This window comes from Mesorhizobium calcicola (assembly GCF_042682105.1).
Classification (GTDB): domain Bacteria; phylum Pseudomonadota; class Alphaproteobacteria; order Rhizobiales; family Rhizobiaceae; genus Mesorhizobium; species Mesorhizobium calcicola.
This window is the reverse complement of sequence record NZ_JBHUGY010000018.1, coordinates 139,860-164,101: the sequence shown is the minus strand read 5'-3', so window position 1 is coordinate 164,101 and position 24,242 is coordinate 139,860. Positions and strand designations below refer to the sequence as shown.

25 protein-coding genes are annotated in these 24,242 nt (G+C 63.4%); 9 read left to right on the top strand and 16 right to left on the bottom strand.

Annotated features, from left to right (window positions below; translation table 11 throughout):
• Positions 1-18: 18 nt before the first annotated feature.
• The gene (locus ACFSQT_RS11100; protein ID WP_379018460.1) at positions 19-807 is read right to left on the bottom strand and encodes a class I SAM-dependent methyltransferase; all 789 of its coding nucleotides are present in this window, start codon (positions 805-807) and stop codon (positions 19-21) included.
• Between the two features lie 158 nt (positions 808-965).
• Between ACFSQT_RS11100 and gloB the strand changes: the two genes are divergently transcribed.
• Complete coding sequence (gene gloB / locus ACFSQT_RS11095; RefSeq protein ID WP_379018458.1) at positions 966-1,733, top strand: hydroxyacylglutathione hydrolase; 768 nt, start codon at positions 966-968, stop codon at positions 1,731-1,733.
• A 21-nt stretch (positions 1,734-1,754) separates the two neighbouring features.
• Positions 1,755-2,183 carry a cupin domain-containing protein gene (locus ACFSQT_RS11090; RefSeq protein WP_379018456.1) on the top strand — a complete coding sequence of 143 codons (429 nt, stop codon included), beginning with the start codon at positions 1,755-1,757 and terminating at the stop codon, positions 2,181-2,183.
• 31 nt (positions 2,184-2,214) lie between these two features.
• On the opposite strand, the gene ACFSQT_RS11085 is transcribed toward ACFSQT_RS11090, so the two are convergent.
• Genes ACFSQT_RS11085 through ACFSQT_RS11075 form a run of 3 tightly spaced genes read right to left on the bottom strand, consistent with a single transcriptional unit; the run spans position 2,215 to position 4,605 of the window.
• Positions 2,215-2,889, bottom strand: a complete 675-nt coding sequence (locus ACFSQT_RS11085) for a lysoplasmalogenase (RefSeq protein ID WP_379018454.1) — start codon at positions 2,887-2,889, stop codon at positions 2,215-2,217.
• Positions 2,886-3,779 (bottom strand): aromatic amino acid exporter YddG, encoded by an 894-nt coding sequence (gene yddG, locus ACFSQT_RS11080; RefSeq protein WP_379018452.1) that lies wholly within the window; start codon positions 3,777-3,779, stop codon positions 2,886-2,888. The genes ACFSQT_RS11085 and yddG overlap by 4 nt, the downstream gene beginning before the upstream one ends.
• A 37-nt stretch (positions 3,780-3,816) precedes the next feature.
• Positions 3,817-4,605: a DUF3108 domain-containing protein gene (locus ACFSQT_RS11075; RefSeq protein ID WP_379018450.1), complete on the bottom strand. Its 789-nt coding sequence runs from the start codon at positions 4,603-4,605 to the stop codon at positions 3,817-3,819.
• 255 nt (positions 4,606-4,860) lie between these two features.
• On the opposite strand from ACFSQT_RS11075, the gene rpmB reads away from it, so the two are divergent.
• The 3 genes from rpmB (at position 4,861) to ACFSQT_RS11060 (ending at position 6,681) form a co-directional block, all read left to right on the top strand.
• The gene (gene rpmB, locus ACFSQT_RS11070) at positions 4,861-5,157 is read left to right on the top strand and encodes a 50S ribosomal protein L28 (RefSeq protein WP_379018448.1); all 297 of its coding nucleotides are present in this window, start codon (positions 4,861-4,863) and stop codon (positions 5,155-5,157) included.
• A 159-nt stretch (positions 5,158-5,316) separates the two neighbouring features.
• Positions 5,317-5,997 (top strand): queuosine precursor transporter, encoded by a 681-nt coding sequence (locus ACFSQT_RS11065; protein ID WP_379018446.1) that lies wholly within the window; start codon positions 5,317-5,319, stop codon positions 5,995-5,997.
• A 3-nt stretch (positions 5,998-6,000) separates the two neighbouring features.
• Positions 6,001-6,681 (top strand): spermidine synthase, encoded by a 681-nt coding sequence (locus ACFSQT_RS11060; RefSeq protein ID WP_379018444.1) that lies wholly within the window; start codon positions 6,001-6,003, stop codon positions 6,679-6,681.
• A gap of 24 nt (positions 6,682-6,705) precedes the next feature.
• On the opposite strand, the gene ACFSQT_RS11055 is transcribed toward ACFSQT_RS11060, so the two are convergent.
• The 7 genes from ACFSQT_RS11055 to ACFSQT_RS11025 form a co-directional block, all read right to left on the bottom strand.
• The gene (locus ACFSQT_RS11055; protein WP_379018442.1) at positions 6,706-7,191 is read right to left on the bottom strand and encodes an SRPBCC family protein; all 486 of its coding nucleotides are present in this window, start codon (positions 7,189-7,191) and stop codon (positions 6,706-6,708) included.
• A complete protein-coding gene (locus ACFSQT_RS11050) occupies positions 7,188-7,556 on the bottom strand; it encodes an ArsR/SmtB family transcription factor (protein WP_379018440.1) in 369 nt (122 codons plus the stop codon). Before ACFSQT_RS11050 ends, ACFSQT_RS11055 begins: the two co-directional genes overlap by 4 nt.
• 312 nt (positions 7,557-7,868) lie before the next feature.
• Complete coding sequence (locus ACFSQT_RS11045) at positions 7,869-8,897, bottom strand: esterase-like activity of phytase family protein (RefSeq protein ID WP_379018438.1); 1,029 nt, start codon at positions 8,895-8,897, stop codon at positions 7,869-7,871.
• Positions 8,894-10,792, bottom strand: a complete 1,899-nt coding sequence (gene cobT, locus ACFSQT_RS11040; RefSeq protein ID WP_379018436.1) for a cobaltochelatase subunit CobT — start codon at positions 10,790-10,792, stop codon at positions 8,894-8,896. Before cobT ends, ACFSQT_RS11045 begins: the two co-directional genes overlap by 4 nt.
• Positions 10,793-10,801: 9 nt before the next feature.
• Entirely contained in the window at positions 10,802-11,257 is a 456-nt protein-coding gene (locus ACFSQT_RS11035; protein ID WP_379018434.1) for a hypothetical protein, read from the bottom strand.
• Positions 11,258-11,266: 9 nt separating this feature from the next.
• Entirely contained in the window at positions 11,267-12,253 is a 987-nt protein-coding gene (cobS, locus tag ACFSQT_RS11030; protein WP_379018432.1) for a cobaltochelatase subunit CobS, read from the bottom strand.
• Between the two features lie 123 nt (positions 12,254-12,376).
• Positions 12,377-13,006, bottom strand: a complete 630-nt coding sequence (locus tag ACFSQT_RS11025) for a J domain-containing protein (protein WP_184876143.1) — start codon at positions 13,004-13,006, stop codon at positions 12,377-12,379.
• A 180-nt stretch (positions 13,007-13,186) separates the two neighbouring features.
• Here ACFSQT_RS11025 and ACFSQT_RS11020 point away from each other — a divergent pair, with 180 nt between their 5' ends.
• Positions 13,187-13,489, top strand: coding sequence for a BolA family protein (locus ACFSQT_RS11020; protein WP_379018430.1), 303 nt, complete (start codon positions 13,187-13,189; stop codon positions 13,487-13,489).
• Between the two features lie 30 nt (positions 13,490-13,519).
• Here the strand turns inward: ACFSQT_RS11020 and ACFSQT_RS11015 are convergent, their stop codons facing one another.
• Positions 13,520-15,073, bottom strand: coding sequence for an acetolactate synthase large subunit (locus tag ACFSQT_RS11015; RefSeq protein WP_379018428.1), 1,554 nt, complete (start codon positions 15,071-15,073; stop codon positions 13,520-13,522).
• Positions 15,074-15,199: 126 nt separating this feature from the next.
• Entirely contained in the window at positions 15,200-16,006 is an 807-nt protein-coding gene (locus ACFSQT_RS11010) for an alpha/beta hydrolase (protein ID WP_379018426.1), read from the bottom strand.
• Positions 16,007-16,461: 455 nt separating this feature from the next.
• On the opposite strand from ACFSQT_RS11010, the gene ACFSQT_RS11005 reads away from it, so the two are divergent.
• From ACFSQT_RS11005 to ACFSQT_RS10995, 3 genes are read left to right on the top strand one after another with little or no spacing between them, the layout of a single operon-like run.
• Positions 16,462-18,411, top strand: coding sequence for a PrkA family serine protein kinase (locus ACFSQT_RS11005; RefSeq protein WP_379018424.1), 1,950 nt, complete (start codon positions 16,462-16,464; stop codon positions 18,409-18,411).
• A gap of 18 nt (positions 18,412-18,429) precedes the next feature.
• Positions 18,430-19,743 carry a YeaH/YhbH family protein gene (locus ACFSQT_RS11000; protein ID WP_379018422.1) on the top strand — a complete coding sequence of 438 codons (1,314 nt, stop codon included), beginning with the start codon at positions 18,430-18,432 and terminating at the stop codon, positions 19,741-19,743.
• Positions 19,744-19,751: 8 nt separating this feature from the next.
• The gene (locus ACFSQT_RS10995; RefSeq protein WP_379018420.1) at positions 19,752-21,293 is read left to right on the top strand and encodes a SpoVR family protein; all 1,542 of its coding nucleotides are present in this window, start codon (positions 19,752-19,754) and stop codon (positions 21,291-21,293) included.
• A 135-nt stretch (positions 21,294-21,428) separates the two neighbouring features.
• Here ACFSQT_RS10995 and ACFSQT_RS10990 read toward each other — a convergent pair whose 3' ends face one another.
• Genes ACFSQT_RS10990 through ACFSQT_RS10980 form a run of 3 tightly spaced genes read right to left on the bottom strand, consistent with a single transcriptional unit; the run spans position 21,429 to position 24,090 of the window.
• The gene (locus tag ACFSQT_RS10990) at positions 21,429-22,325 is read right to left on the bottom strand and encodes an HlyC/CorC family transporter (RefSeq protein ID WP_379018418.1); all 897 of its coding nucleotides are present in this window, start codon (positions 22,323-22,325) and stop codon (positions 21,429-21,431) included.
• Positions 22,322-23,485, bottom strand: coding sequence for a 3-dehydroquinate synthase (aroB, locus tag ACFSQT_RS10985; protein WP_379018416.1), 1,164 nt, complete (start codon positions 23,483-23,485; stop codon positions 22,322-22,324). Before aroB ends, ACFSQT_RS10990 begins: the two co-directional genes overlap by 4 nt.
• Positions 23,482-24,090: a shikimate kinase gene (locus ACFSQT_RS10980; RefSeq protein ID WP_379018415.1), complete on the bottom strand. Its 609-nt coding sequence runs from the start codon at positions 24,088-24,090 to the stop codon at positions 23,482-23,484. The genes aroB and ACFSQT_RS10980 overlap by 4 nt, the downstream gene beginning before the upstream one ends.
• Positions 24,091-24,242: the final 152 nt, after the last annotated feature.

Genomic DNA, 24,242 nt, shown 5'->3' with positions numbered 1-24,242 from the left:
CGGACGTTCTCGCAGCGATCACGAAGCCGTCACCCGCGCAGCCGATGGCTTGGCATCCCCGACCTCGTTCCGACGGCCGAGCCGCGTGGCGCCGTGCGGCGACAGCACCGGTACGAAGACGCGGCGCGAGGCGCGCTGGGCGACCGGCACGCCTTGATAGAGCCGTTTCTGCGCCTCGACGACGATGACTCCGGAAAAGATCGGCCACAGCCGCCGGCCGGCGCGTTCCAGCACATTGTGGAAGCGCATCATGAAGCGGCGTCGCGATGGCGGGAAGAACAGCGCGTCGGACCAGGAGGCGGGCGTGAAATTCGCCTCGCGCAGCAGTTCCGTGAGCTGGCCGCGCGAGAACGGCCGGCCATTGCCGAACGGTGTATGCTCGAAGCGCGCCCAGACGCCGCGCCGGTTGGGCACGACGATGACGACGCGCCCCGCCGGCGACAGCACACGCCAGATCTCGTTCAGCGTTTCGCGCGGGTTTTCGACGTGCTCGAGCGAATGGACGAGCAGCATGCGGTCGATGCAGGAATCGACCAGCGGCAGTTCCTCGTCGAAGACCAGTGCCGTCGCCGTCGGCCCCATCGCCGGCCACACCACGGCGCCCTGCGTTGCCGGCATGAAGGCGAAGACCCGCTCGGCGTCCGCGCCGAAGCGCTCCAGCCACGGCAAGGTGTAGCCGAGGCCGACCAGCCGCTCGTTGGGCACGGCTGCCCAGATTGACGACAACGCCATGGTGATCGAGCGCTCGGCGAACCGGCCGAGCGTTGTCGAATAGAAGGAGCGAAGATCGACGATGTCGGAATGCATGCGAGGGATGTAGCTGTGATATCGGCGGGTTTCAACAAAAGGCCTCGTGAGCCCGCCATTCCAGGAATGACATCGTCATTCCGGGATGTCATTCGACATTCCCGGGATGACATCCGCGCGGCGACGCCCTATGTCTGCGGCGACAATGGAGAGATGCGATGCCGGTCGAAATCGAACAATTCATGTGCCGCAGCGACAATTTCGGCGTGCTGGTGCATGACCCGAAAAGCGGACAGACCGCGATCATCGACGCGCCCGAGGAAGCGCCGATCCTGGCCGCGCTCGAGCGCACCGGCTGGACGCCGACGATGATCCTGACCACGCATCATCACGTCGACCACGTCGAAGCCAATCTGGCCTTGAAGGAGCGCTTCAAGCTGCGCATCATCGGCCCGGAAGCGGAAAAGGCCAAGATCCCCGGCATCGACGAAACCGTCGAAGAGGGTTCCGTCGTTCATCTCGGCGACGAGCGGATCGAGGTGATCGCCACGCCTGGCCACACCGCGGGCCACGTCTCCTATTACTTACCGGCATCGCAGGTGGCGTTCACCGCCGACACGCTGTTTGCGCTGGGCTGCGGGCGGCTGTTCGAATGCAAGCCGCCGGTGATGTACGAGTCGCTGAAGAAGCTTGCAGCGCTTCCCGCCGCGACCGTCATCTATTGCGGCCACGAATACACGCTCTCCAACGCCCGTTTCGCGCTGACCGTCGACCCGACCAATTCGGCGTTGAAGGAACGTGCCGCCAAGATCGAGGCGCTGCGGGCCGACAACAAGCCGACGCTGCCGACGACGATCGGCGATGAGCTGTCGACCAATCCGTTCCTGCGCTGGCACGATCCGGCGATCCGCAAGCATCTTGGGCTGGAGAATGCCTCGGACGCCGAGGTGTTCGCCGAAATCCGCAAGCGCAAGGACAATTTCTAATTCAGGCAGAGTCCGGACATCATGACCAGCGCAGCCGAAATCATCGCCATCCTCGGTCTCAAGCCGCATCCGGAAGGCGGCTGGTATGCGGAGACCTTTCGCGATGGTGCCGGCGGCGCGCGTGGCCATTCGACCGCGATCTATTTCCTGCTGGAGCAGCATCAGGTTTCGGCCTGGCACCGGGTCAAGGACGCCACCGAGGTCTGGCATTTCCATGCCGGCGCTCCGCTGGCGTTGTCGATGAGTGAGGAAGATGGCGCCGTGTACGAGCAGGTGCTCGGCACGGAACTGGCGGCGGGCGAGCGGCCGCAGATCGTCGTGCCGGCAGGCTGGTGGCAATCGGCGCGCAGCCTCGGCGAATGGACGCTGGTCGGCTGCACCGTAGCACCCGGCTTTGAGTTTGCCACGTTCGAGCTGGCCGAGCCTGGCTGGCAGCCGAAACAACCCTGACGCGGCAAGAACCCCTAGCTCAGCAAGAACCCTAGCTCAGCAAGAACCCGACCGTGATCGCCAGTTGGGCGGCGTAGTACAGCGCCCAGACGGCAAAGCGCATCCAGGCGCGGTGCGGCGAGATGGCGGCCACCAGGAATTTCTCCGCGGCGAGCAGCCCGTCCGATGCCATGAACAACAGCGCGCCGCCGATAATCGAGACGCTGCCTGTCGTCAGCGCCGAAACACCCATGGCGAGAATGGCCGCGACATAGACGACGATCGGAACGCGCAGGCCGGGACCGACGCGCCGCCAGAGCACCGCCAGCATGACGATCGCGAACACCGCCATGGCCAGGGCGATCGCCCCGCGCCACGATTCGGCGCCAAGCAACTCCAGGCCGCCGCCGCTGCGCAGAAACAGCGCGACATAGACGACATGCGCGCCGAGAAAACTGGCCAGCCCGCCGAGAAAGGCCTTTTCACCGTCGCGCGACAGGAAGGCGTCGCCAACAGCGCTGAGCGTGAGCGCGATGACCAGCAGCAGCGGCCCGCCTTGCAGCGCCGCCAGCACGGCAAGCATCGCCACCGCGAGCGTCTTTGCCGCCGAGCGGGCGAGTGTCGGCGGCATGCCAAGCGTGAAAGCATAGATCACCGCCGCCGCCAGCGAAAAGATCAGCGTTGCATTGGCATTGGCGTCGATGCCGCCCGCAAACGGCATCGTCATGCCTCTGCCCCGCTCCTGGCCACGGCCGGCTTGCGCAGAAACAGCGATTTTGCCGCCAGCGCCGCCCCGCCTGTGATTAGCACGCAGGCGGCTAGGATGCGCAGCGACGGCTCGGCGACGCCGGCCGCGATCAGCACCAGCGTCGACAACAGCGGCGCCGCATAGCTTGCAGCACCCAGCACCTGGATGTTGCCGCGCTTGACGCCGATGTCCCAGGCGTAGAAGGCCGCCCCGACCGGCATCAAGCCAAGCCCGAGCACGGCCAGCCACTGGCTGGCACCGTCAGGCAGCACGGTCTGTTCCAGCGCCAGGTGGCAGGCGAGCGACAGCACCGCGGTGGCGGCGCAGAACCAGGTGACGATGCTGGTCGGCACCGACGGGAAGCGCCGCGACAAAAGCGAATAGGACGACCACAGCACGGCGCAGACGGCGGCCATGGCATAGCCGAAGGCGTAGCGGGCATCGAAGGCGAGGCCGCCGCCCTTGGTGACGATCAGCACGGTGCCGGCAAGGCCGAGCAACGCGCCCACGACATGGTTCCAGGCCAGGCGCTCGCCCGGCATCAGCGCCGAACCAAGCACGATCAGCAGCGGCCACAGATAGGCGATCAGGCTCGCCTCCACCGCCGGCGCATTGCGCAGCGCGGTGAAGTAGAAGAAGTGGTAGCCGAACAGGCCGGCAATGCCGATCAGCCAGACCTGCGGCGGTATCTTCCGGCTCTTGTCGGCGGCCGGCATGACCAGCCGCGCGACAAGCCCGACCCCGGTGCCGATCGAGAAGGTGATCGCCGACAGCAGGAACGGCGGCACCTTGCCGGATGCATCCGTGAGCAGCGCCAGCAGCGCCCACATGGCGACCGCCGAGAAGCCTATCAGTGTTGCGCGCGCCATTCTGTCTCCAGTGGCGCGCCCCAGTGGCGCGCCTGGTCTATTGTATCGCTTCGAAACGCCTGGCGCTGATGGTCAAGGTGCCGATCTGCGTTCCAACCGTGGCGTGGATCGGCGCATATACGCCGGTTTGGCCGAGCGGTGCAAACGTCACCATCATGCGGCTGCGGTCCTTCAGATAATTGAGCGCCTTGCGGCCCTTTCGGTAGCCCGCCACCGGCTCGAAGCCCATCCGGCAGGTGATGGTGCCGCCCTTGTAACCCGGCACCGAGATCGTGCCTTTCGAAGCATAGGTCAGCGTCAGATTGGCGCGCATCTCGCCGTCGTAAAACTTCACCGTGCGGCCGCAGACCTGGTCGAGGCTGTCGGCATGGATGACGGTGGCGGCCATCGGATCGAGCACCGATGCCAGGTCGCTGGCGCCGAGCGGCACCCAGCTTTTGGGGTCGCGCTTGTCCGGCGCAGGGATGACCTGCGTCGAGGTGACCGCGCCATTGGCAAAGCGGATATCGACCACCGATGCCTTCTTGCCGGAGGTGTAGTCGGCACGAAACGCCTGCGGCACCATCTTCTTGCCCGAAATCGTGCCTTTGGACGAGACCGTGCCGCGCGTATCGTCGAACAGCCTGGCGAGACCGGCCGCGCTGACGCTGCCTTCGATCGCGTAGGCGCCGTTCTCATAGTGGCTGGAAAACGTTGATTTCGCTATCGAAAGACCAAGGAACGACACCGTGTACTCGCCCTTGAACGACTGCGGCGAGGCAGCCGTGGCGGCGGACGGCAAGGCAATGGCAAGCACGGCAGCAAGGGCATGAGACGAACGAAGCATGGCGGCATCGGTCCTTGATTTTTGGCCGGAGGCGGGCGACCCCGGTCTGGCGTGTCCCTGTGAGACCGCTTATAGGAAGAATTCCGGCCTTAATATGAAATGCCGGGCGCGTCCGTGGGCAAGCCGGAGCTTGACGCCTCGGCGAAATGCAACTATGGAACGCCAACTTTTTCCATAAGGCCGCCTGACCAGAACCGCGCGCCACCCGGCGTGGGCTTGAAGGTTTGGCAGACCCGAGAACTGAAGGTTAGAACAATGTCCCGCACCTGCGAACTCACTGCCAAGGCAGTCATGTCCGGCAACAATGTGAGCCACGCCAACAACAAGACCAAGCGTCGCTTCCTGCCGAACCTCGTCAATGTGACGCTGATCTCGGAAGCGCTGAACCAGAACGTGCGCCTGCGCATTTCGGCCAACGCGCTGCGTTCGGTCGAACATCGCGGCGGCCTGGATGCCTTCCTGGCCAAGGCCGACGTCAAGGAATTGTCGCAGCGCGCGCGTCTGTTGAAGAAGCAGATCGCCAAGAAGCTTTCCGAGCAGGCTGCCGCCTGACATCGTCTAAAGGCGGGGGACGACCGCCGTGGCCAACCTCTTGTTGGCCTTGGGCGTCGGATCGAATCCGCAAGGTTCAGCGATCCGATGTTCAGATACGAGCGAGCACCGCCCGAACAGGCATGATGCTCCGCTGGTTCCATTACCCAGGATAAAAAAATGAATTCCTTCTCACGATACCTGCCGTTCGTGGCGGCCATGGCGCTTGTCGTCGTCGCGTCGAACATTCTTGTGCAGTTCCCGATGCAGGGGCAGATCGGCGGCCTGTCACTGGCCGACCTTTTGACTTGGGGCGCCTTCACCTATCCCTTCTCGTTCCTGGTCACCGATCTCGCCAACCGCCGCTACGGGCCTGCCGTGGCACGCAGGATCGTCTTTGTCGGCTTCATGACGGCGGTGGTCTGCTCGATCCTCATCCCGCCCTTCCTGTTCCGCCACGGCCTGATCGAATTCGAGACCGCGGCCGACCGGCTGGTCCGCATCGCGGCGGCGTCAGGTGCCGCGTTCCTCTGCGCGCAATTGCTCGACGTCACCGTGTTCAACCGGCTGCGCCGGCAAAGCTGGTGGCGGGCGCCGATCGTCGGCACGCTGGTCGGCTCGGTGTTCGACACCGCCGTGTTCTTCACCGTCGCTTTCTCGGCCGCTTTCGCCTTCGCTGGTCCCAACGACGGTTTCGCGCTCGAAACCGCACCGCTGATGGGCGTCTTCCATGTCGACGCGATGCGCTGGGTTTCCTGGGCGCTCGGCGACCTCAGCGTGAAGCTGATCATCGCCGTAGTGGCGCTCATCCCCTACCGGCTGCTCGCCGCCCGCTGGAGCCAGCCGGCAGTCGCGGTCTAGGCCGTGATACCCTGGGTCCAGCTAGACGCTGCAAAGACACCTGACGGCCAGAAGGAACTGCGCCTCAAGCGGCGCGGTTCCGAATTCTCGATCATGCTCGGCACCAACGAGCTGATGAACAGCCGTCTCAGCGGCTCCGAGGAAGCGCTGGCAAGACTGTCTTGCCAAAGGATTGCCGGCCGCCGCCAGCCGAGGATCCTGATCGGCGGGCTTGGCATGGGCTTTACCTTGCGCGCCGCACTCGCCGAGTTGGGCGACGATGCCGAAATTGTCGTCGCGGAACTGGTGCCGGCGGTCGTTGCCTGGGCACGCGGCCCGATGGCCGAGGTCTTTGGCGGCTGTCTCGACGATCCGCGCGTCACTGTTCAGGAGACCGACGTCGGCCAGCTGATACGATCGGAGGCGTCGGGCTATGACGCCATCCTGCTCGATGTCGATAACGGCCCGGAAGGCATCGTCCACAAATCCAACGATGCGCTCTATGGCGCGACCGGCCTGAATGCCGCACGCACCGCCCTCAAGCCGGGCGGCGTCCTGGCGGTATGGTCGCAAGGCCCCGACAGCGGCTTCACGCGGCGGCTTAAGCAGGCGGGCTTTGCGGTCGAGGAGGTCAACGCGCGCGCCAACGGCAAGCGCGGCGCGCGCCATGTCATCTGGATCGCCACCAACGGCCCACGATCCTGACCGAGAGCCGGACAGCGGATCGGTTTACTTCGACTTCTGGAGTTCCGCGGCAAGGGCTTCCAACAGCCCGCGTGTCCCCTCTTCCCGCCCTTTCGCGGAATCGACACCGTCGAAAAACGCGCCTTGCTCGGTATAGGTCAACCGCGTGCCGTTGCCCGAGGGTGTCAACTCGACGGTGGTCAGCGATGCCGACATTGGCTGCGGCCCGATCGCCATCCTGTAGGAGAAGACGATGCGCTGGTCGGCAACGATGTCCTGGAACTGCGCATCGAGCCTGATCTCCGGGCCGCCAGCATAGCTGAATCGCGACACCTCGCCACCGCCGACGCGGAAGTCGAAGCTGAATTCGGCAATGGCAAACCCGTCGCCCTCGATCCGCCAGCGCCGCACCGTCGCCTCGTCGGCGAAGGCATGGAAGACGCGGGCCGGCGATTGCGGGTAGGTCCGCTCGATGGTGAATGTGGAGTGGATGACGGAATGCTCGTCTTTCACGGGGGCGATCTGGTTCATGTCTGTTCGTCCTTTTCCTGATCTTGAACTTTCGGGGGCGATTGATCTGTTTCGGCCAGGATCTGGCCAAGACGGTCGAGGTAGCGTTCCGCCGGTAAGCGGCGTTCAGCAATCCAGTCGGCGAGCGGGGCAAGCCCGCCCGGTTCGATCCGGCAGGTGCGCACCCGCCCGATCTTTTCGCTGCGGATCAGCCCGCAGGCCTCCAGCGTCTGCAGATGTTGCAGCACGGCGGCGAAGGTCATGCCGAACGGCTCCGCCAACTGGCTGACGGTGGCCGGTCCGCGACTCAACCTTTCCAGGATCTGCCGGCGGGTGGGCTCGACCAGAGCCCGCAGGATGCTGTCGATCTCGGAATAGTTAAGCATGGACTTGAGTATTGCGAGATCAGCATCAATTGTCAAGTCTGGACTAAAGTATTTGGCGAACGTAACTCGAGCGGTGAAAAATCGCCCCCCCGCTCCGTCGAGCTGGGCTCGACACCTCTTCCCCGATCGACGGGGAAGAGGAAGGGCGCGAAACGATTCCAGCTGGCTCCCTTCCTCTCCCTCCGGAGGGGGAGAGGTGGCGCCGCGAAGCGGCGACGGAGTGGGGGAAGGCGCCCGACCAGATCGAACCCGCCTCAAAATCGAACCCGCGGTTGAAGGCCCTCAACTTCAGCTTCGCAAGGGAGCTGCCGCTCAATCCTGGTGCAGGATGAATTCCAGATAGAGGTTGCGCTGGAGGATCGAGTGGTTGTCGTCGGAGATCAGCGACACCATCAGCGCGCCGTCGTCGCGGGTCCAGACGTCGAGCCCTTCCATATTGTCGATCTGGTAGCCCATGTCGGCCTCCAGCAGCACCGGCCCGTCGGCGACGGCACCCTTCTCGACGCTTTCGCCATAGATGCGCCGCAGCCGCATCTTGACGCCGCGGGCCATCGAAAAGCTGCGCTCCAGCAACAGCAGGTCGCCATCCGGCAGGAAGGCGCCGTCGGTGATGTCGAAATCGCCGTTGCGCTTGACGGTGAACACACCCTTGTGCGGCCCTTCGATGATGGCGGCATAGATATTGCCGGCCTTGTCGAGGCTCTTCTCGGTGACCACGACCAGACCGCCCTCGTGCTGGCCGTTGGCATTGGCATGGGTGACGGTCTCGAAACCGCGATTCTGGCGCAGTTCCCGGGCCGGCACCAGGAAGCCCAATTCCTTGAACGGCGCCTTCATGTCGGTCGGGTCGATCTTGAACTGGGCGACGCGGTGGTTGCGCTCGAAGCCGACGGTGGCGATGCCGTCCTTGACCGCGAGGCCTTCGGCGTCGACCTCCCACTTCTTGGCGATCGCCTGGCCCGATCCGTCGACCATCTGCTGCATGTGGAAATTCCGGATGCCGGACGGTCGCTTCTCGGCGTCGCGCACCACCGTGCCGAAGAACCAGAAGCCGGTGTCGGCAACGCCAATGAAGTCGCTGCCGGCTTTGAGAAAGCGGAAGGCCGACAGCGCGCCGAAATCGCGCGTCGGCGAGGTCATCTCCAGCCCGCCGACGAATTCGAGCAGGCCGAACTGTTTGTCGGCGCGGCCGATCTGGAATTCGGTGATCGGGCGGGCCGAGATTTCAACCGGTTCGACCGAGGTCGAGCCAGCCGAGCCGGCTGATGCCGAAGCCACGCCGGCTAGCAGGGCGATGGCGGCGAAAAGCGTCTGCCGTAAGCCGCCGCGCGAAAAGATCATCCGGCGCGTCGCAAGCCGCCGCGCCGCGTGTCGCGCGCGCTTTCCTCGGCGAACAGCGAAGCCAGTTGCTCGGTCATGGCGCCGGCCAGTTCCTCGGCATCGACGATGGTGACGGCGCGCCTGTAATAGCGGGTGACGTCATGGCCGATGCCGATGGCCAGCAGTTCCACCGGCGAGCGCGTCTCGATCAGTTCGATGACGGCGCGCAGGTGGCGCTCGAGATAATTGCCCGGATTGACCGACAGCGTCGAATCGTCGACCGGCGCGCCGTCCGAGATCATCATCAGGATCTTGCGCTGTTCCGGCCGCGCGATCAGCCTGTTGTGCGCCCACAGCAGCGCCTCGCCGTCGATATTTTCCTTGAGCAGGCCCTCGCGCATCATCAGGCCGAGATTGCGCCGTGCCCGCCGCCATGGATGGTCGGCGGATTTGTAGATGATGTGGCGCAAATCGTTGAGCCGGCCCGGGTTCGGCGGCTTGCCGTCCTTCAGCCACTTCTCGCGCGCCTGCCCGCCCTTCCAGGCCCGCGTGGTGAAGCCGAGGATCTCGACCGAGACGCCGCAGCGTTCCAGCGTGCGCGCCAGGATGTCGGCGCAGGTGGCGGCGACCGTGATCGGCCGGCCGCGCATCGAGCCGGAATTGTCGAGCACCAGCGTCACCACCGTGTCGCGGAATTTGGTGTCGCGCTCCTGCTTGAAGGACAATGGCTGCATCGGATCGATGACGACGCGCACCAGCCGCGCCGGGTCGAGATAGCCCTCTTCCAGGTCGAAATCCCACGACCGGTTCTGCTGCGCCATCAGGCGGCGTTGCAGCCGGTTGGCGAGCCGGCCGACGACGCCGGACAGATTGGCAAGCTGCTTGTCGAGGAAGGCGCGCAACCGGTCGAGTTCTTCTTCCTCGCAAAGCTCCTCGGCGCCGACCGTCTCGTCGAACGCGGTGGTGAAGACCTTGTAATCGATTTCCTTCGGCAGATTGGTGAAGGGATTGTCGTTGCGGCGCGCCTCGCCGGGCGTCTCGGCATCGGCATCGTCATCGTCCGACAGATCGTCGGCGGTGGCGTCGGACGCTTCCGTCTCGGCCGACTGCTCGTCGTCGGCGGACGCCTCGGCATCCTCGGACTGCGACTGCTCGGAGCCGGAATCCTCCTCGCCGCCCTCCTCGCTCTGCTCCTCGCCTTGCGGCTGGTTGTCGTCATTGTCCTCGGAATCTTCCGTCTCCTGGTCGTCGCCGAGTTCCTCGGCCATCTCCATGGAGGCGAGCATCTCGCGCACCACGCGGGCGAAGGCCTGCTGGTCGTCGAGCTTGGCCGAGAGACCGTCGAGATCGGCGCTGGCCTTTTCCTCGACCCAGGGCCGCCAGAGCTCGACCAGGCGTTCGCCGCTTTTCGGGATCGGCCGGCCGGTCAGCTTCTCGCGCACCATCAGGGCGAGTGCTTCCTCGATCGGCGCGTCGGCCTTGTCCTTGACGTCGACGAGATTGGCCTTGGCGTATTTGTCCTCCAGCATCGAGCCGATGTTGTCGGCGACGCCCTGCATGGCGCGACTGCCAATCGCCTCGACACGGGCCTGCTCGACCGCGTCGTAGACGGCGCGGGCCTGCTTGCCTTCCGGCGCCAGCTTGATGTGGATGCGTGCGTCGTGGCAGGCGCGCTTCAGCGCCATGGAATCGCCGAGGCCGCGGGTGATGGCGATGTCGGCCTTCGACGCCTTCTTCGGCAGTTCCGGCAGCCGGGCACGGCTGCCGGCCAGTGCCGGCCTGTCCTTGGCGAAGCCGACTTCGAGTTCCTTGTCGCCGGCAATGGCGCGCATGCAGACGGTGACGGCGCGCTTGAAGCTGTCGGCTTCAGACCCCGTCTTCGACTTGTTGCGCGTGTTGTCGCCCGGACCCGCCATTATCTATCTCTATTTCACAGCTGGCTGTTGGCCAAGCCGAGTGCGCAGGAGGCCGACAATCTCTTCCACCGAGATTGTAAAGTAGCCTCCTCTCCCACTGTCATATGCCTGTCTCCACAGACCGTATCCGTGGTCAAACCCAGCGGGAATTGCACCAATTCCCTCAAGGTCAACCACACTTTGTCTCAATACGTCAGCCGCTACAGGGAGGTGGGGAATGGTTTGTAGCTGCTTTCCATCATTGGGTATCGGCGCATCGGTGACCGCAATCGATACGATCGGCTGGCTTTCGCCCTCCAAGCTATCGACCGCGCCTATGATCACCCGCGATGATACCGGTGTCGCTCCATGGTAAGTCCAAGTCTGCCCCGGTTTGAATGGTTCGTTCTGGGCCATGGCTGCCTGACAGATACCAAAGCTCAGGATTGAAAAACTCCACAGGAACGTCCGGCGGGTTGTTCCCATCGAGCGGTGTCATCCCAGCACGACGTTGGCGGCGCTTTCCGGCAGATCCTCGCCGAAGGCGCGCTGGTAGAACTCGGCAACCACCGAGCGCTCGAGCTCGTCGCACTTGTTGAGGAAGGTCAGCCGGAACGCCATGCCGATATTGCTGAAGATCTCGGCATTCTCGGCCCAGGTGATGACCGTACGCGGGCTCATCACAGTCGACAAATCGCCATTGATGAAGGCCGAACGCGTCATGTCGGCGACGCGCACCATCTTGTTGACGATGTCCTTGCCCTTGCCGTCGCGATAGTGCTTGGCCTTGGCCAGCACGATGTTCACCTCGTTGTCGTGTGGCAGATAGTTCAGCGTGGTGACGATCGACCAGCGGTCCATCTGCGCCTGGTTGATCTGCTGGGTGCCGTGATAGAGGCCGGTGGTGTCGCCGAGACCCACCGTGTTGGCGGTTGAGAACAGCCGGAAGGCCGGATGCGGACGGATGACCCGGCTCTGGTCGAGCAGCGTCAGCCGGCCCGACGATTCCAGCACGCGCTGGATGACGAACATCACGTCCGGACGCCCGGCGTCATACTCGTCGAAGCACAGCGCGACATTGTGCTGGTAGGCCCAGGGCAGGATGCCGTCTCGGAATTCGGTGATCTGCAAGCCGTCCTTGACGACGATCGCGTCCTTGCCGACGAGATCGATACGGCTGACATGGCTGTCGAGGTTGACGCGCACGCAAGGCCAGTTGAGGCGGGCGGCGACCTGTTCGATATGGGTCGACTTGCCGGTGCCGTGATAGCCCGACACCATGACGCGGCGGTTGTAGGCAAAGCCCGCGAGGATCGCCATCGTCGTATTCTTGTCGAACAGATAGTCCGGATCGATGTCGGGCACATGCTCTGATGTCACCGAATAGGCCGGCACCACCATCTTGGACTCGAACCCGAATTTCTCCTTCACCGACACCGTCGTGTCGGGCAGGTTGGCGATGTCGCGATCGACCTTGTTCATATCTCTCAACGTCTCCACGGGCGAAAAGCCTGATTTCGCCGGCAATCGATTTTGTCCGGGGGCGGTCTTAGAGCCTTTTCCAACCTTATGAAAGTTGGAAAACGACACGAACCAGATGGTCGCTCAGCACAGGCCAGCCTGTTTGAGCACGCGATAAGCCTGCAGCACATCGCGGAACCGGTCTTCCGAACCTCTGTCTCCACCATTCGCATCCGGATGGTGTCGCTTCACCAGTTCCTTATAGCGCGCCTTGATCTCCTTGCCAGTCGCCTTTGTATCAAGGCCAAGCGTTTCCAGCGCCTTGGCCTCAAGCGGCTTGGCCTTGCGCTCGCGCGCCTCGCGCGGATCCTTCGGCCCCTTGAACAGGTCGAACGGGTCGCGCATGCGATTGTAGTAGCCGGCGCGGCCGGAACGCATCTGGGCCACATCGGGCGACGAACGCGTCGAGGCGCCGTTGACGCCCATCTTCCAGGTCGGCCGGTGGCCGGTCATCGCTTCCTTCTGGAAACGCGCCACCTCGGTATCGGGCACGCCGGAGAAATAGTTGAAGCCCTTGTTGTACTCGCGCACATGGTCGAAGCAGAAGCGGAAATACTCGCCCTCCTTCATGCGCCCGACCGGCGCACGATGGGTGCCCGCCTCCTTGCAGCCGTCCCACTGGCAGATCGGCGAGTGCGACTTCAGCTCCGCATCCTTTTCCGGGCGGATGCGAATCTTCTCGAAATATTTGGGGTACGGCTTCATTTCACCCATTTATGGGGCGTTCGCAGATGCGAAACAAGAATTGACATTTCCGCGATGATCGCCCTAACCGCTGAATCGCGGCATAAAGCAGGCGAATGGCGGATTTTGTTGCCCGGCAGTAGCTTTTGCGAAGGCCAATTCCGGTTTGTCGGCTGATGCGCCAGGCATATGTGGTGAAGGGAGACGGCGATGTCCATACAGGCGACCATGGAAGACAAGCTCAACAAGGCATTTTCGCCGGACCGGCTGGTCATCATCAACGAAAGCCATCTCCATGCCGGCCATCACCACCATGGCTCCGACCATCACGGCGCCTATGACGGCACCGGCGAGACACATTTTCGCGTCCGCCTCGTCTCTTCCGCCTTTGCCGGCATGAGCCGCATCGACCGCCACCGCGCCGTCAACGAATTGCTTGCCGACGAACTGAAAGCCGGCGTGCATGCGCTGGCGATCGAACCGGCGGCTCCCGGCGAAAAGACCCGCTGGTAGGTCAGTCCGCCCTGACCCTCCGCGGCGCGGTCAGATCACTGCTTCGATAAGGAACGGCCCGCGCCGAGACAGGGCACTGTCCAGCAGCGCGTCGAACCGCTCGCATGTGTCGGCGCGCGCCGCCGCCACGCCCATGCCCTTGGCCAGCGACACCCAGTCCAGCGCGGGATGGTCGAGGTCGAGCATTCGCCTGGCATTCTCGCCGATCGCGTTGACGCCGACATTGCGCATCTCGCCATGCAGGATCGCGTAGGTGCGATTGGAGAAGACGATCGTCACCACGGCGAGATTTTCCCGCGCCTGGGTCCACAGGCCCTGCACCGTGTACATGCCGCTGCCATCGGCCTCCAGATTGATCACCTTGCGGTCTGGACAGGCGATCGCCGCCCCGGTTGCCATCGGAATGCCGCCGCCGATCGATCCGCCGGTGCCCATCATGTAGTCGTGCGGCGCTGCAAAGGCCGACAATGCGAAGAAACGCCGCGCCGAGGTGACCGCCTCGTCGCAGACGATCGCATCGTCCGGCAGCTTGCGCGCCACCGACAGCGCGATCGCATCTTCCGTCAGCCTGCCGTTCGGCGTTGCCTCGTCTGGGAAGCCGGTTGCGAACACCGTCTGTTGTGACGGCTTGACGCCGAGTTCGTCGCGAAGCGCCTCCAGTGCCGCATTGAGATCCTCGCCATGGGCGGCCAATGTCAGCACCTGGCAATCATCCCGGACAAGCCGTCCCGGCTTTCCCGGATAGGCGAAGAAGGCAACCGGCTCCCGAGCGCCGACCAGGACCAGAACGTCGATATCCCTGAGCAGTGCCGTCGCCGCATCGATCGGATAGGGAATGCGGGTCGGCGCGACACGCCCGCGCCCGCGTTGCATCCGGGCGATCAGGACTTCGCTGAACAAGCGGACCTCGCTGCCCGCCGAGATCTGTCCGGCGACGGCGAGTGCATCGGCTCGTGCGGCCTGTCCGCGAACGATCATGCCGACCCGGCCCGGAGCGGCACGGATCGCCGCGGCGACCGTGCGAACGGCGTCGATGTCGACGGCGGGCGATGGCGACAGCGTCACCTTGCGGGGCAAAACCGCGCCGACTTCGCCCCAGGCGGCGTCCGCCGGCAGGATCAGGGTAGTAACGCCGGGAGGTGTCAGCGAGGCGCGGAAGGCCGCCTCGGTTGCTGGCGCGACGTCGTCCGGACCACCGATGCGGCGCACCCAGTTGGACATCGGCGTCGCAAGGCTCTCGATATCGCTGGTCAGCGGAGCATCGAGCGGCAGATGGTAGGAGGCATGGTCGCCGACAATGTTGATCATCGGGCTCAGCGCGCGCCGGGCATTGTGCATGTTGGCCAGGCCGTTGGCCAAACCAGGACCGGTGTGCAGCAGCGTCGCGGCGGGGCGGTCGGTCATGCGCGCGTAGCCGTCGGCGGCACCAGTCACCACGCCCTCGAACAGGCCGAGCACGCAACGCATCCGCGGTTTGCGGTCAAGGGCCGCAACGAAATGCATTTCGGACGTGCCGGGGTTGGCGAAGCAGACCGTCACATCATTGGCCAGCAGCACGTCACACAGGACATCGGCGCCGTTCATGCAACTCTCTCCCGCTTGACGATCGAAGAAGCAATTGCACAGGCAGGCGCCCGGGCGGCAATACCCCGCCAGCACTTTTGATCTGATCCAGTTCCTCTACCCCCTGGCTCGTTGGCAGTCAGGGGATCAGCCGACCGTCGATTTCATGAACGCCAGCGCGGCGGCCGTCAGCGCATCGCCATCCTCGCCGAAATCGCGATTGATCGACAGATGCGTATAGGCGCTGCCGTCGAACACGGTGACCTCGGTGCCGGTGGCGCGCAGGCGCGCGGCAAAAGCCTTCGATTCCTCGCCGCGGCCCGCGGCGCGCGAATAGGCGATGAAGGTCGGCGGATGCTTGCGGCCGTCCACATAGCTGGCGGGCGACAGCGCGGCCCATTGCGAGGGATCGGAAAAGACACGCGCATAGGCCCGGACCATGCCGCCATTGCTGGAAAGCGCGGCAAGATCATAGGCCCGCGTGTCGTCGAGGATGAGCGCAGCTATGCCAGGCAGCCCACCGCGCATGCCGGTCAAGGCAATCAGATGGCAGCCGGCCGAATGGCCCATGCCGACAATGCGGTTCGGATTGCCGCCATGCTCGGCAATGTTGGCGCGCACATAGGCATAGGCTTTTTCGACGTCACCGGCCTGGGTGGCGACATCGGCCTCGGGCAACATGCGGTAGTCGATGGAGACGAAACAGAACCCATTGGCGAGCAGGAAGGCCGGCTTGGCGCCGACCTGGCTGAGTTTGCCAAACTGCCAGGTGCCGCCATGGACGAAAAACACGACCGGCAGGGCTGTTGCACCATCGGGCGCGTAGATGTCGAGCTTGGCCGGCCCGTAATCGAAGGTTTTTGGCGCGGGTTGGCGCGGGCGCCGTGCGGCCGATGCTCCCAATGGCAGCATCGCCGCCACGGAGGCCAGAATGAGGCTTCGTCGATCGATCATCATGGTCTCCCGACCGTGCAGGCCAACAGTGCCCGGCGGACGCCACGGGCGTCCAGTTAAGGATTGGTAATATCCAGAGGTCTGGCCCGGCGATCGATCATCGATCCGAACCTCGAATGGGACTCCGACTTTTGGGGGCTTATCCGCTGTAGGGAGGCCGGATCAACCGGGCTTCGTCGAACGCGCATCGGGTCGCGGCCGCCGCAGCATCAGGCCGCATCAAATGCACTGCCCCTGCGGTTCAGTTCACGAAATCAATATCTGCCCCTTGACGGCCTTATCTAGCCATCACCACCTAAGTATTTGGGCAAGCATTTTAGCCACAGGGGTGGTGTCCGGTTTTCAACGCCAGATGCACGCGCTCTCCTTCATGTGAAGGGAACCACAATGCGTTCCGGCAGTTGAATACATGATGAGCCGGCTGCCAGCCAAAACGGCTCTGAGGGCAAAGTATCATGCGCGAGAATCAGTCCGACGTCTTCGATCTGTTTTCGGAGATTTATGCGAACGCGGCCCAGGAAGAAATCAGCCTCCAGCAATATCTCCTTGCTTGCCGAGAGGATCGATCGATGTATGCCTCGGCGCCGGAACGAATGGTCGAGGCGATCGGCGAGCCGAACCTGGTCGACACCAGCAAGGACGAGCGGCTGGGCCGGATTTTCTCGAACCGCACCGTCAAGATCTATCCCTCCTTCTCCGACTTCTACGGAATGGAGGACACGATCGAGCGCATCGCCGGCTATTTTCGCTACGCTTCCCAGGGGCTCGAGGAGCGCAAGCAGATCCTCTATCTCCTCGGCCCGGTCGGCGGCGGCAAATCCTCGCTTGCCGAACGGCTGAAGAAATTGATGGAGCAGCGCCCGATCTACACGCTGAAGGTCGGTAACCAGGTCAGCCCGGTTTTCGAATCGCCGCTTGGCCTCTTCCATCCCGATCGCATGGGCGACCTGCTGCAGGATAAATACGGCATAGCCAGACGCCGGCTGAGCGGGCTCATCTCGCCATGGGCGGCCAAGCGCCTCGACGAACTGTCCGGCGACATATCCAAGTTCAGCGTGGTCAAGCTGATGCCTTCGCGATTGCGCCAGATCGGCATCGCCAAGACGGAGCCCGGCGATGAAAACAATCAGGACGTCTCGGCCCTGGTCGGCAAGGTCGACATCCGGCAATTGGAAAATTTCAGCCAGTCCGATCCGGACGCCTATTCCTATAGCGGCGGACTGAACCGGACCACCCAGGGCCTGCTTGAATTCGTCGAAATGTTCAAGGCGCCTATCAAGGTCCTGCATCCGCTGCTGACCGCGACCCAGGAGGGCAGCTACAATGGCACCGAAAATTTCGGCGCCTTTCCTTACCAGGGGATCATCGTGGCCCATTCCAACGAGTCGGAGTGGCAGCAGTTCAAGAACAACAAGAACAATGAGGCCTTTCTCGATCGCATCCTCGTGGTCAAGGTGCCCTATTGTCTGCGGATCACCGAAGAGAGGCAGATTTACGAAAAGCTGCTGCGGGAGAGCGAATTGGCCGCCAGCCCCTGCGCCCCCGAGGTGCTGGACATTCTCAGCCGATTCACCGTCTCGACCCGCCTGGCCGAGCACGACAATTCGCCGCTTTACACCAAGATGCGCGCCTATGACGGCGAGAACCTGAAGGACGTCGACCCCAAGGCGAAGTCGGTTCAGGAATATCGCGATGCCGCCGGGGTCGATGAGGGCATGAGGGGGGTCAGCACGCGCTTCGCCTTCAAGATCCTGTCGCAGACCTTCAACTACGACACCAAGGAAGTGGCTGCCGATCCCGTGCATCTGATGTACATTTTGGAGGAGGCGATCAAGCGCGAGCAGTTTCCCAAGGAAGCGGAAGCAGCCTATCTCGATTTCATCAAATCGGAGATCGCCACGCGGTATGCCGAGTTCATCGGCCACGAGATCCAGAAGGCCTATCTCGAATCCTATAGCGAATACGGCCAGAACCTTTTCGACCGCTACATCGCTTATGCCGATGCCTGGATCGAGGACCAGGACTACAAGGACCCCGACACCGGCCAGATCTTGAAACGAGAGGTTCTTGAAAACGAATTGTCGCAGGTCGAAAAACCGGCCGGTATCGCCAATCCCAAGGACTTCCGTAACGAGGTGGTGAAGTTCGCGCTGCGCGCGCGCGCGAGAAACCACGACCGCAACCCGTCATGGACGAGTTATGAAAAGCTCCGCGAGGTCATCGAGAAGCGGATGTTCGGTCAGGTCGAGGACCTCTTGCCGGTGATCAGCTTCGGCTCCAAGCAGGACAGCGTCACGGAAAAACGACACAACGAATTCGTCCAGCGCATGGTCGAGCGCGGCTACACCCAGCGGCAGGTGCGCCGCCTGGTGGACTGGTACATGCGGGTGAACAAGGCGGGCTGAGAGAGCCGGGATGGTTGCATGCCGATCTTCATCGACCGTCGCCTGAATCCAAAGGACAAGAGCCTCGGCAATCGCCAGCGCTTCCTCAAGCGTGCCCGCGAGGAACTGAAGCGGAGCATACGCGATCAGATCCGCACTGGCAGGATCGCCGACGCGGATGCCGAGCACGCCGTGTCCATGCCCGAAAGAGGCACGGACGAGCCGAGCTTCAACAACGCCCGCAACAGCGGCAGGCGCCAGCACATCCTGCCGGGCAACAGGCATTTCTCCCCTGGAGACCTGATCCCCAAGCCCGGCGAGGGTGGCGGCGCGGGAGCGTCGTCCCCGGGAAACACGGCGTCTGAAGACGACTTTCGTTTCGTGCTGTCACGCGAAGAGGTGCTGGATCTTTTTTTCGAGGATCTCGAACTTCCGGACATGGTCAAGCTCAACCTCAAGGAAATCCTTGCTTTCAAACCGCGCCGGGCCGGCTTCGCCGCTACCGGTTCACCGACCAACATCAATGTTGGGCGCACGATGCGTAACAGCCACGGCCGTCGCATTGCGCTGAGGCGTCCCAAGCAGGCGGAGTTGGACGCGATCCTCCAGGAAATAGCTACGCTAGAGTTGGCGCCATCCAGCGCTGCGGCACGCCAGAGCATTGCGGCATTGCGCGAGGAGCTTGACCGGCTGGAACGCCGCCGCCGGCGAATTGCCTATGTCGATCCGGTCGACATCCGCTTCAACCGCTTCGATCCCCAGCCTGTGCCGAACGCCAACGCCGTCATGTTCTGCCTGATGGATGTGTCCGGCTCGATGGGCGAGCGCGAAAAGGATCTGGCCAAGCGCTTCTTCGTGCTGCTGCACCTGTTCTTGAAACGGCGCTACGACCGCATCGAGATCGTCTTCATCCGCCACACGCACCTGGCCCAGGAGGTCGACGAGGATACATTTTTCTACAACACGCAAAGCGGCGGCACTGTCGTTTCCACCGCGCTGGAGGAAATGCATCGCATCATTGGCGAGCGTTACCCGGCCCGCGAATGGAACATCTATGCCGCCCAGGCCTCGGACGGCGACAATTTCGCCGGCGATTCCGAGCGATGCATGGCCTTGCTCAACGGCAAGCTCATGCGGCTCTGCCAATATTTTGCCTATGTCGAGATCATCGACGAGCGTGAAGCCCATATCTTCGGCACAACCGAAAACGGGACATCGCTATGGCGTGCCTATAGCGAAATCGACCTGAGATGGCCGAACTTCCAGATGAGCCGCATCGCCACGCCCGCCGATATCTACCCTGTCTTTCGCCAGCTCTTCGGCAGACAGCTGGCTCCCCTTAAGAGAGCGTGAGGGGTCCGATGGCCAGACAAGCCAGCAAATCCAGCCTGCTTTTTTCAGGGTCCGACTGGGATTTCAAGACATTGTCGCGGGTCTATGACGAGATCGAGGCAATCGCGGTCGAAGAGCTTCATCTCGATACCTACCCCGTGCAGATGGAGATCATCTCCTCCCAACAGATGCTCGACGCCTATTCGTCGGTCGGCATGCCACTGATGTACCGTCACTGGTCTTTCGGCAAACATTTCCTCCACGAGGATCTGCTCTATCGCAAAGGCGGGCGAGGGCTCGCCTATGAACTGGTCATCAATTCCAATCCCTGCATCGTCTATCTGATGGAGGAAAACACCATGGCCCTGCAGGCCTTGGTGACGGCCCATGCTGCGCTCGGGCACAACCATTTCTTCAAGAACAATCAGTTGTTCAAGCAGTGGACGGACGCCGGGGCGATCCTCGGCTACCTGGGCTTCGCCAAGGGCTATATTGTCCGTTGCGAGGAGCGGCACGGCCTCGCCGCCGTCGAGGCTGTTCTCGATTCCGCCCACGCGCTGATGGCGCAGGGCGTGTTCCGCTATCACCGGCCGCCGAAGCTGTCGTCGGAGCGGCAGCGCGAGGGGCTTCGCGAGCGCCTCGAATACGAAGAGCGCTCCTACAACGATTTGTGGCGCACGCTGCCTCCTTCTCCGCAAAGGGTCAGCGATAAGGATCAAGGCCCGGAGCGGAAGAAATCGCTCAACCTGCCCGAGGAAAACCTGCTTTATTTCCTGGAAAAGAACAGTCTGGTCCTGGAGCCTTGGCAGCGAGAGATCATCAGGATCGTTCGTGTCATAGCCCAATATTTTTATCCGCAGCGGCAAACACAGGTGATGAACGAGGGCTGCGCCACTTTCGTGCACTATACGCTGATGAACAGGCTGTTCGATCGCGGCCAGATCAGCGAAGGCGCCATGCTCGAAATCCTGCGCAATCATTCCAACGTGGTCTTCCAGCCGGCGTTCGACGATCCGCGCTTTTCCGGCATCAATCCCTACGCTCTCGGCCTCGATATGATGCAGGACATCCAGCGCATCTCGACCGAGCCGACGGCCGAGGACCGGGACTGGTTTCCCGACATCGCCGGCCACGGCAACTGGCGCGAGGTCCTGCTCGACGCGTGGGCGGATCACCGCGACGAGTCCTTTATCCGCCAGTACCTCAGTCCGACTTTGATCCGAAAATGGCGGTTCTTTGTGGTCGGCGACGCTGCCGACCAACCGCATTGCCAGGTCGCCTCGATCCACAACGAGCGCGGCTATGACAAGATACGCGCCGCGCTCGCTCACAGCTACGATTTCGGTGCGAACCGACCGGACATCCAGGTGGTGGATGTCGATCTGCTCGGTGACCGGCATTTGCGACTGCAGCACAAGGTCAATAACGGCGTCCTTCTCGAGGATACCAGCCGCGACGCCACGCTTCGTCACATCCGCAGGCTTTGGGGTTATGAGGTCAGCTTGGCGGCCGTCGACGCTGAAACCGGCGCGACGATCCACGAACGCTCGACGAGCCAGATCGCAGAATGAGGCTGCGTGGTTGCGCTGGTTCTCATGGCATCGAAAAGTGCGCGCCGGTCTTGGGCGACAAGCATCGAAACAGAGGCTTGAAGCACGTCGCCTGAATTCAGATTTCAGATCGATTCGACCTGAAATCATCCGGCTCTAAGCGTCGCCGGCTGGCCTGATCCTTAGCCGGGCGATCCGGTTCTTGTCGCGCTTCATCACGACGAAGCGCTTGCCATGGAACGTAAAGGCCTGTTTTTCCTCGGGGATCGACTGCGTCTCGTGGATGACGAGGCCGGCAATGGTGGTGGCCTCCTCATCCGGCAGGTTCCAGTCGAGCGCCCGGTTCAGGTCGCGGATCGGCACCGTGCCGTCAACGACGACGGAACCGTCGGCCTCCTGCTTGACGCCCTGGATGTCGACATCGTGCTCGTCGGCGATCTCGCCGACGATCTCCTCGATGATGTCCTCCAGCGTCACCAGCCCTTCGACCTCGCCATATTCGTCGACGACGATGGCGAAATGCGCCTTGCGGCGCAGGAAGGCGTTGAGCTGCTCCTGCAAGGTCGTGGTGTCGGGCACGAACCACGGCTTCGAGGCGATCTTCATCACGTCGATCTTGGAAAAGTCGTTGCCGACATCGTTGAGCGCCCGCAGCAGGTCCTTGGCGTGCAGCACGCCGACGATGTTGTCGAGCGAGCCCTTCCACAGCGGCATGCGGGTATGCGGGCTCTGCAGGATCTCGCGCACCACCGCCTCCGGCGCATTGTCGGCGTTGACCGAGCGCATGTTGGTGCGGTGGACCATGATGTCGGACACTTCGAGCTCGGCGAGATCGAACAGGCCGCCGACGCGATCGCGATCCTCGCGCACCACCTGGCCGTCGCGGCGGAAATCGTCGACCGCGCCGCGCAATTCGTCCTGGCTCGAGCGCTGCGGCTCGATGCGCGACAGTTCATAGCCCAAAGCGGCAAGCAGGCGCGTGCGCAAGGCAACGGCCACCAGGATGAGGACGGCAAGGACAGCGACGACGATCCAGCCGGTCTCGTTGGTCATCTCGGCCGCATCTTCTGCTGGCCCGGCCGGCCTTCCTGCTCGCCCGGATGGTTCTCCCTGAGGAACGACAGCACTTCCGAAGCCGGCACGTCCTTGGCGATGAAGGCCTGGCCGATGCCGCGCGTCAGGATGAAGGTCAACGCACCGCGCGACACCTTCTTGTCCTGGGCGATGAACGAAAGCAGCGCCTCGGCGTCGGGCAAATCTCCTGGAATGTCGGCCATCCGCCACGGCAGGCCGACGGCACGCAGATGCGCCTCGACGCGCGCCGCGTCGTCGGGGCTGGCGAGATTGAGCCGCGACGAGAACCGATGCGCCAGCGCCATGCCGATGGCGACACCCTCGCCATGGACGAGACGGGTTCCGTCATAGCGCGTGGCGGCTTCCAGTGCGTGGCCGAAAGTGTGGCCGAGATTGAGCAGCGCCCGGTCGCCGGTCTCGAACTCGTCGCGGGCGACCACATCGGCCTTGGCGCGGCAGGCTTCGGCAATGGCCTGCGCCCTCTCCGGCCCGCCGGCGAACACCTGGGCCCAGTTCTCTTCCAGCCAGGCGAAAAACACCGGCCGGTCGATGAGCCCGTATTTGGCGAGCTCGGCATAGCCGGCGCGGAATTCGCGGATCGGCAGCGTGTCGAGCACTTCGGTATCGGCCAGCACCAGCTTCGGCTGATGGAAGACACCGACAAGGTTCTTGCCGCGCGCGCTGTTGATGCCGGTCTTGCCGCCCACCGAGGAATCGACCTGCGCCAGGAGCGAGGTCGGGATCTGCACGAAATTCATGCCGCGGCGCACGATGCCGGCGGCAAAGCCGGCAAGATCGCCGACGACGCCGCCGCCGAAGGCGATGACGATGTCGCCGCGCTCCAGCCTGGCGGCCAGCACGCCGTCCACCACCTCTTCGAGATGGGCAAAGCTCTTGGTCTTCTCGCCGGGCGGCAGCGTGATGACGGCGGGCTGGATGCCGCTCTTTTCGAGACCGGCCTTCAGCGCATCGAGATGCTTCGCCGCGACATTGGCGTCGGTGATGACCGCGGCGCGTGTGCCTGGCAGGCGGCGCGAAATCTCGGCACCGGCGCGCGACAGTAGCCCGGAGCCGATCAGGATGTCGTAGGCCCGGTCGCCAAGACCGACTTCGACGGTGACTGGCTGATCAGCGCTCACGATCGTACCTCGCCTGTCGCGGCAGCCTCATCAATGCCGAAATGCCGGCAAAGCGCATCCACCACCTCCATCGCGATGACCTCCTTGCGGTCGTCGCGGGTCGGCACTGTAACATTGGATGTCGCGTAGACCGGATAGCGCTCGCCCATCAGCCGCTCCAGCACGGCGCGGGGATCGGCGCTTTTCAGGAGCGGCCGGTTCTGCTTCTTGGAGACCCGGTCCATCAAAAGGTCGAGTTCGGCCTTCAGCCACACCGACACGCCATGGCCGGCGATGGCCTCGCGCGTCTGCGCGTTCATGAAGGCGCCGCCGCCGGTCGACAGCACCTGCGGGCCATTCTCCAGCACGCGCAGGATGACGCGTTGCTCCAGGGCCCTGAACTCGGTCTCGCCATAACGCTCGAACAGTTCCGGAACGGTCATGCGCGAGACGCTTTCGATCTCCTGGTCGCTGTCGATGAAGGGCAGCGCCAGCATCGCCGCCACCTTGCGGCCGATCGCCGTCTTGCCGGCGCCCATCAACCCGACAAAGACGATGGAACGGCTGCCCAGCCGCCCAAGCAGCGCGGCGTGGTTCTCGTCCGGAGGATTGGCTGGCGCGTTCATCAGATGTCTCGAGGACCCTCTTTTGCCGGCGTATCGACATGAAAAGCCCGTTTGCGTCAAGCGTGGCGAGCAGCCTGGGGCCGATATGGCTGGCCGGGCTGCATCGGAAGTTGCTAACGGGCCCCAGCTTCTTCCTTGAATTGGCCGGATTG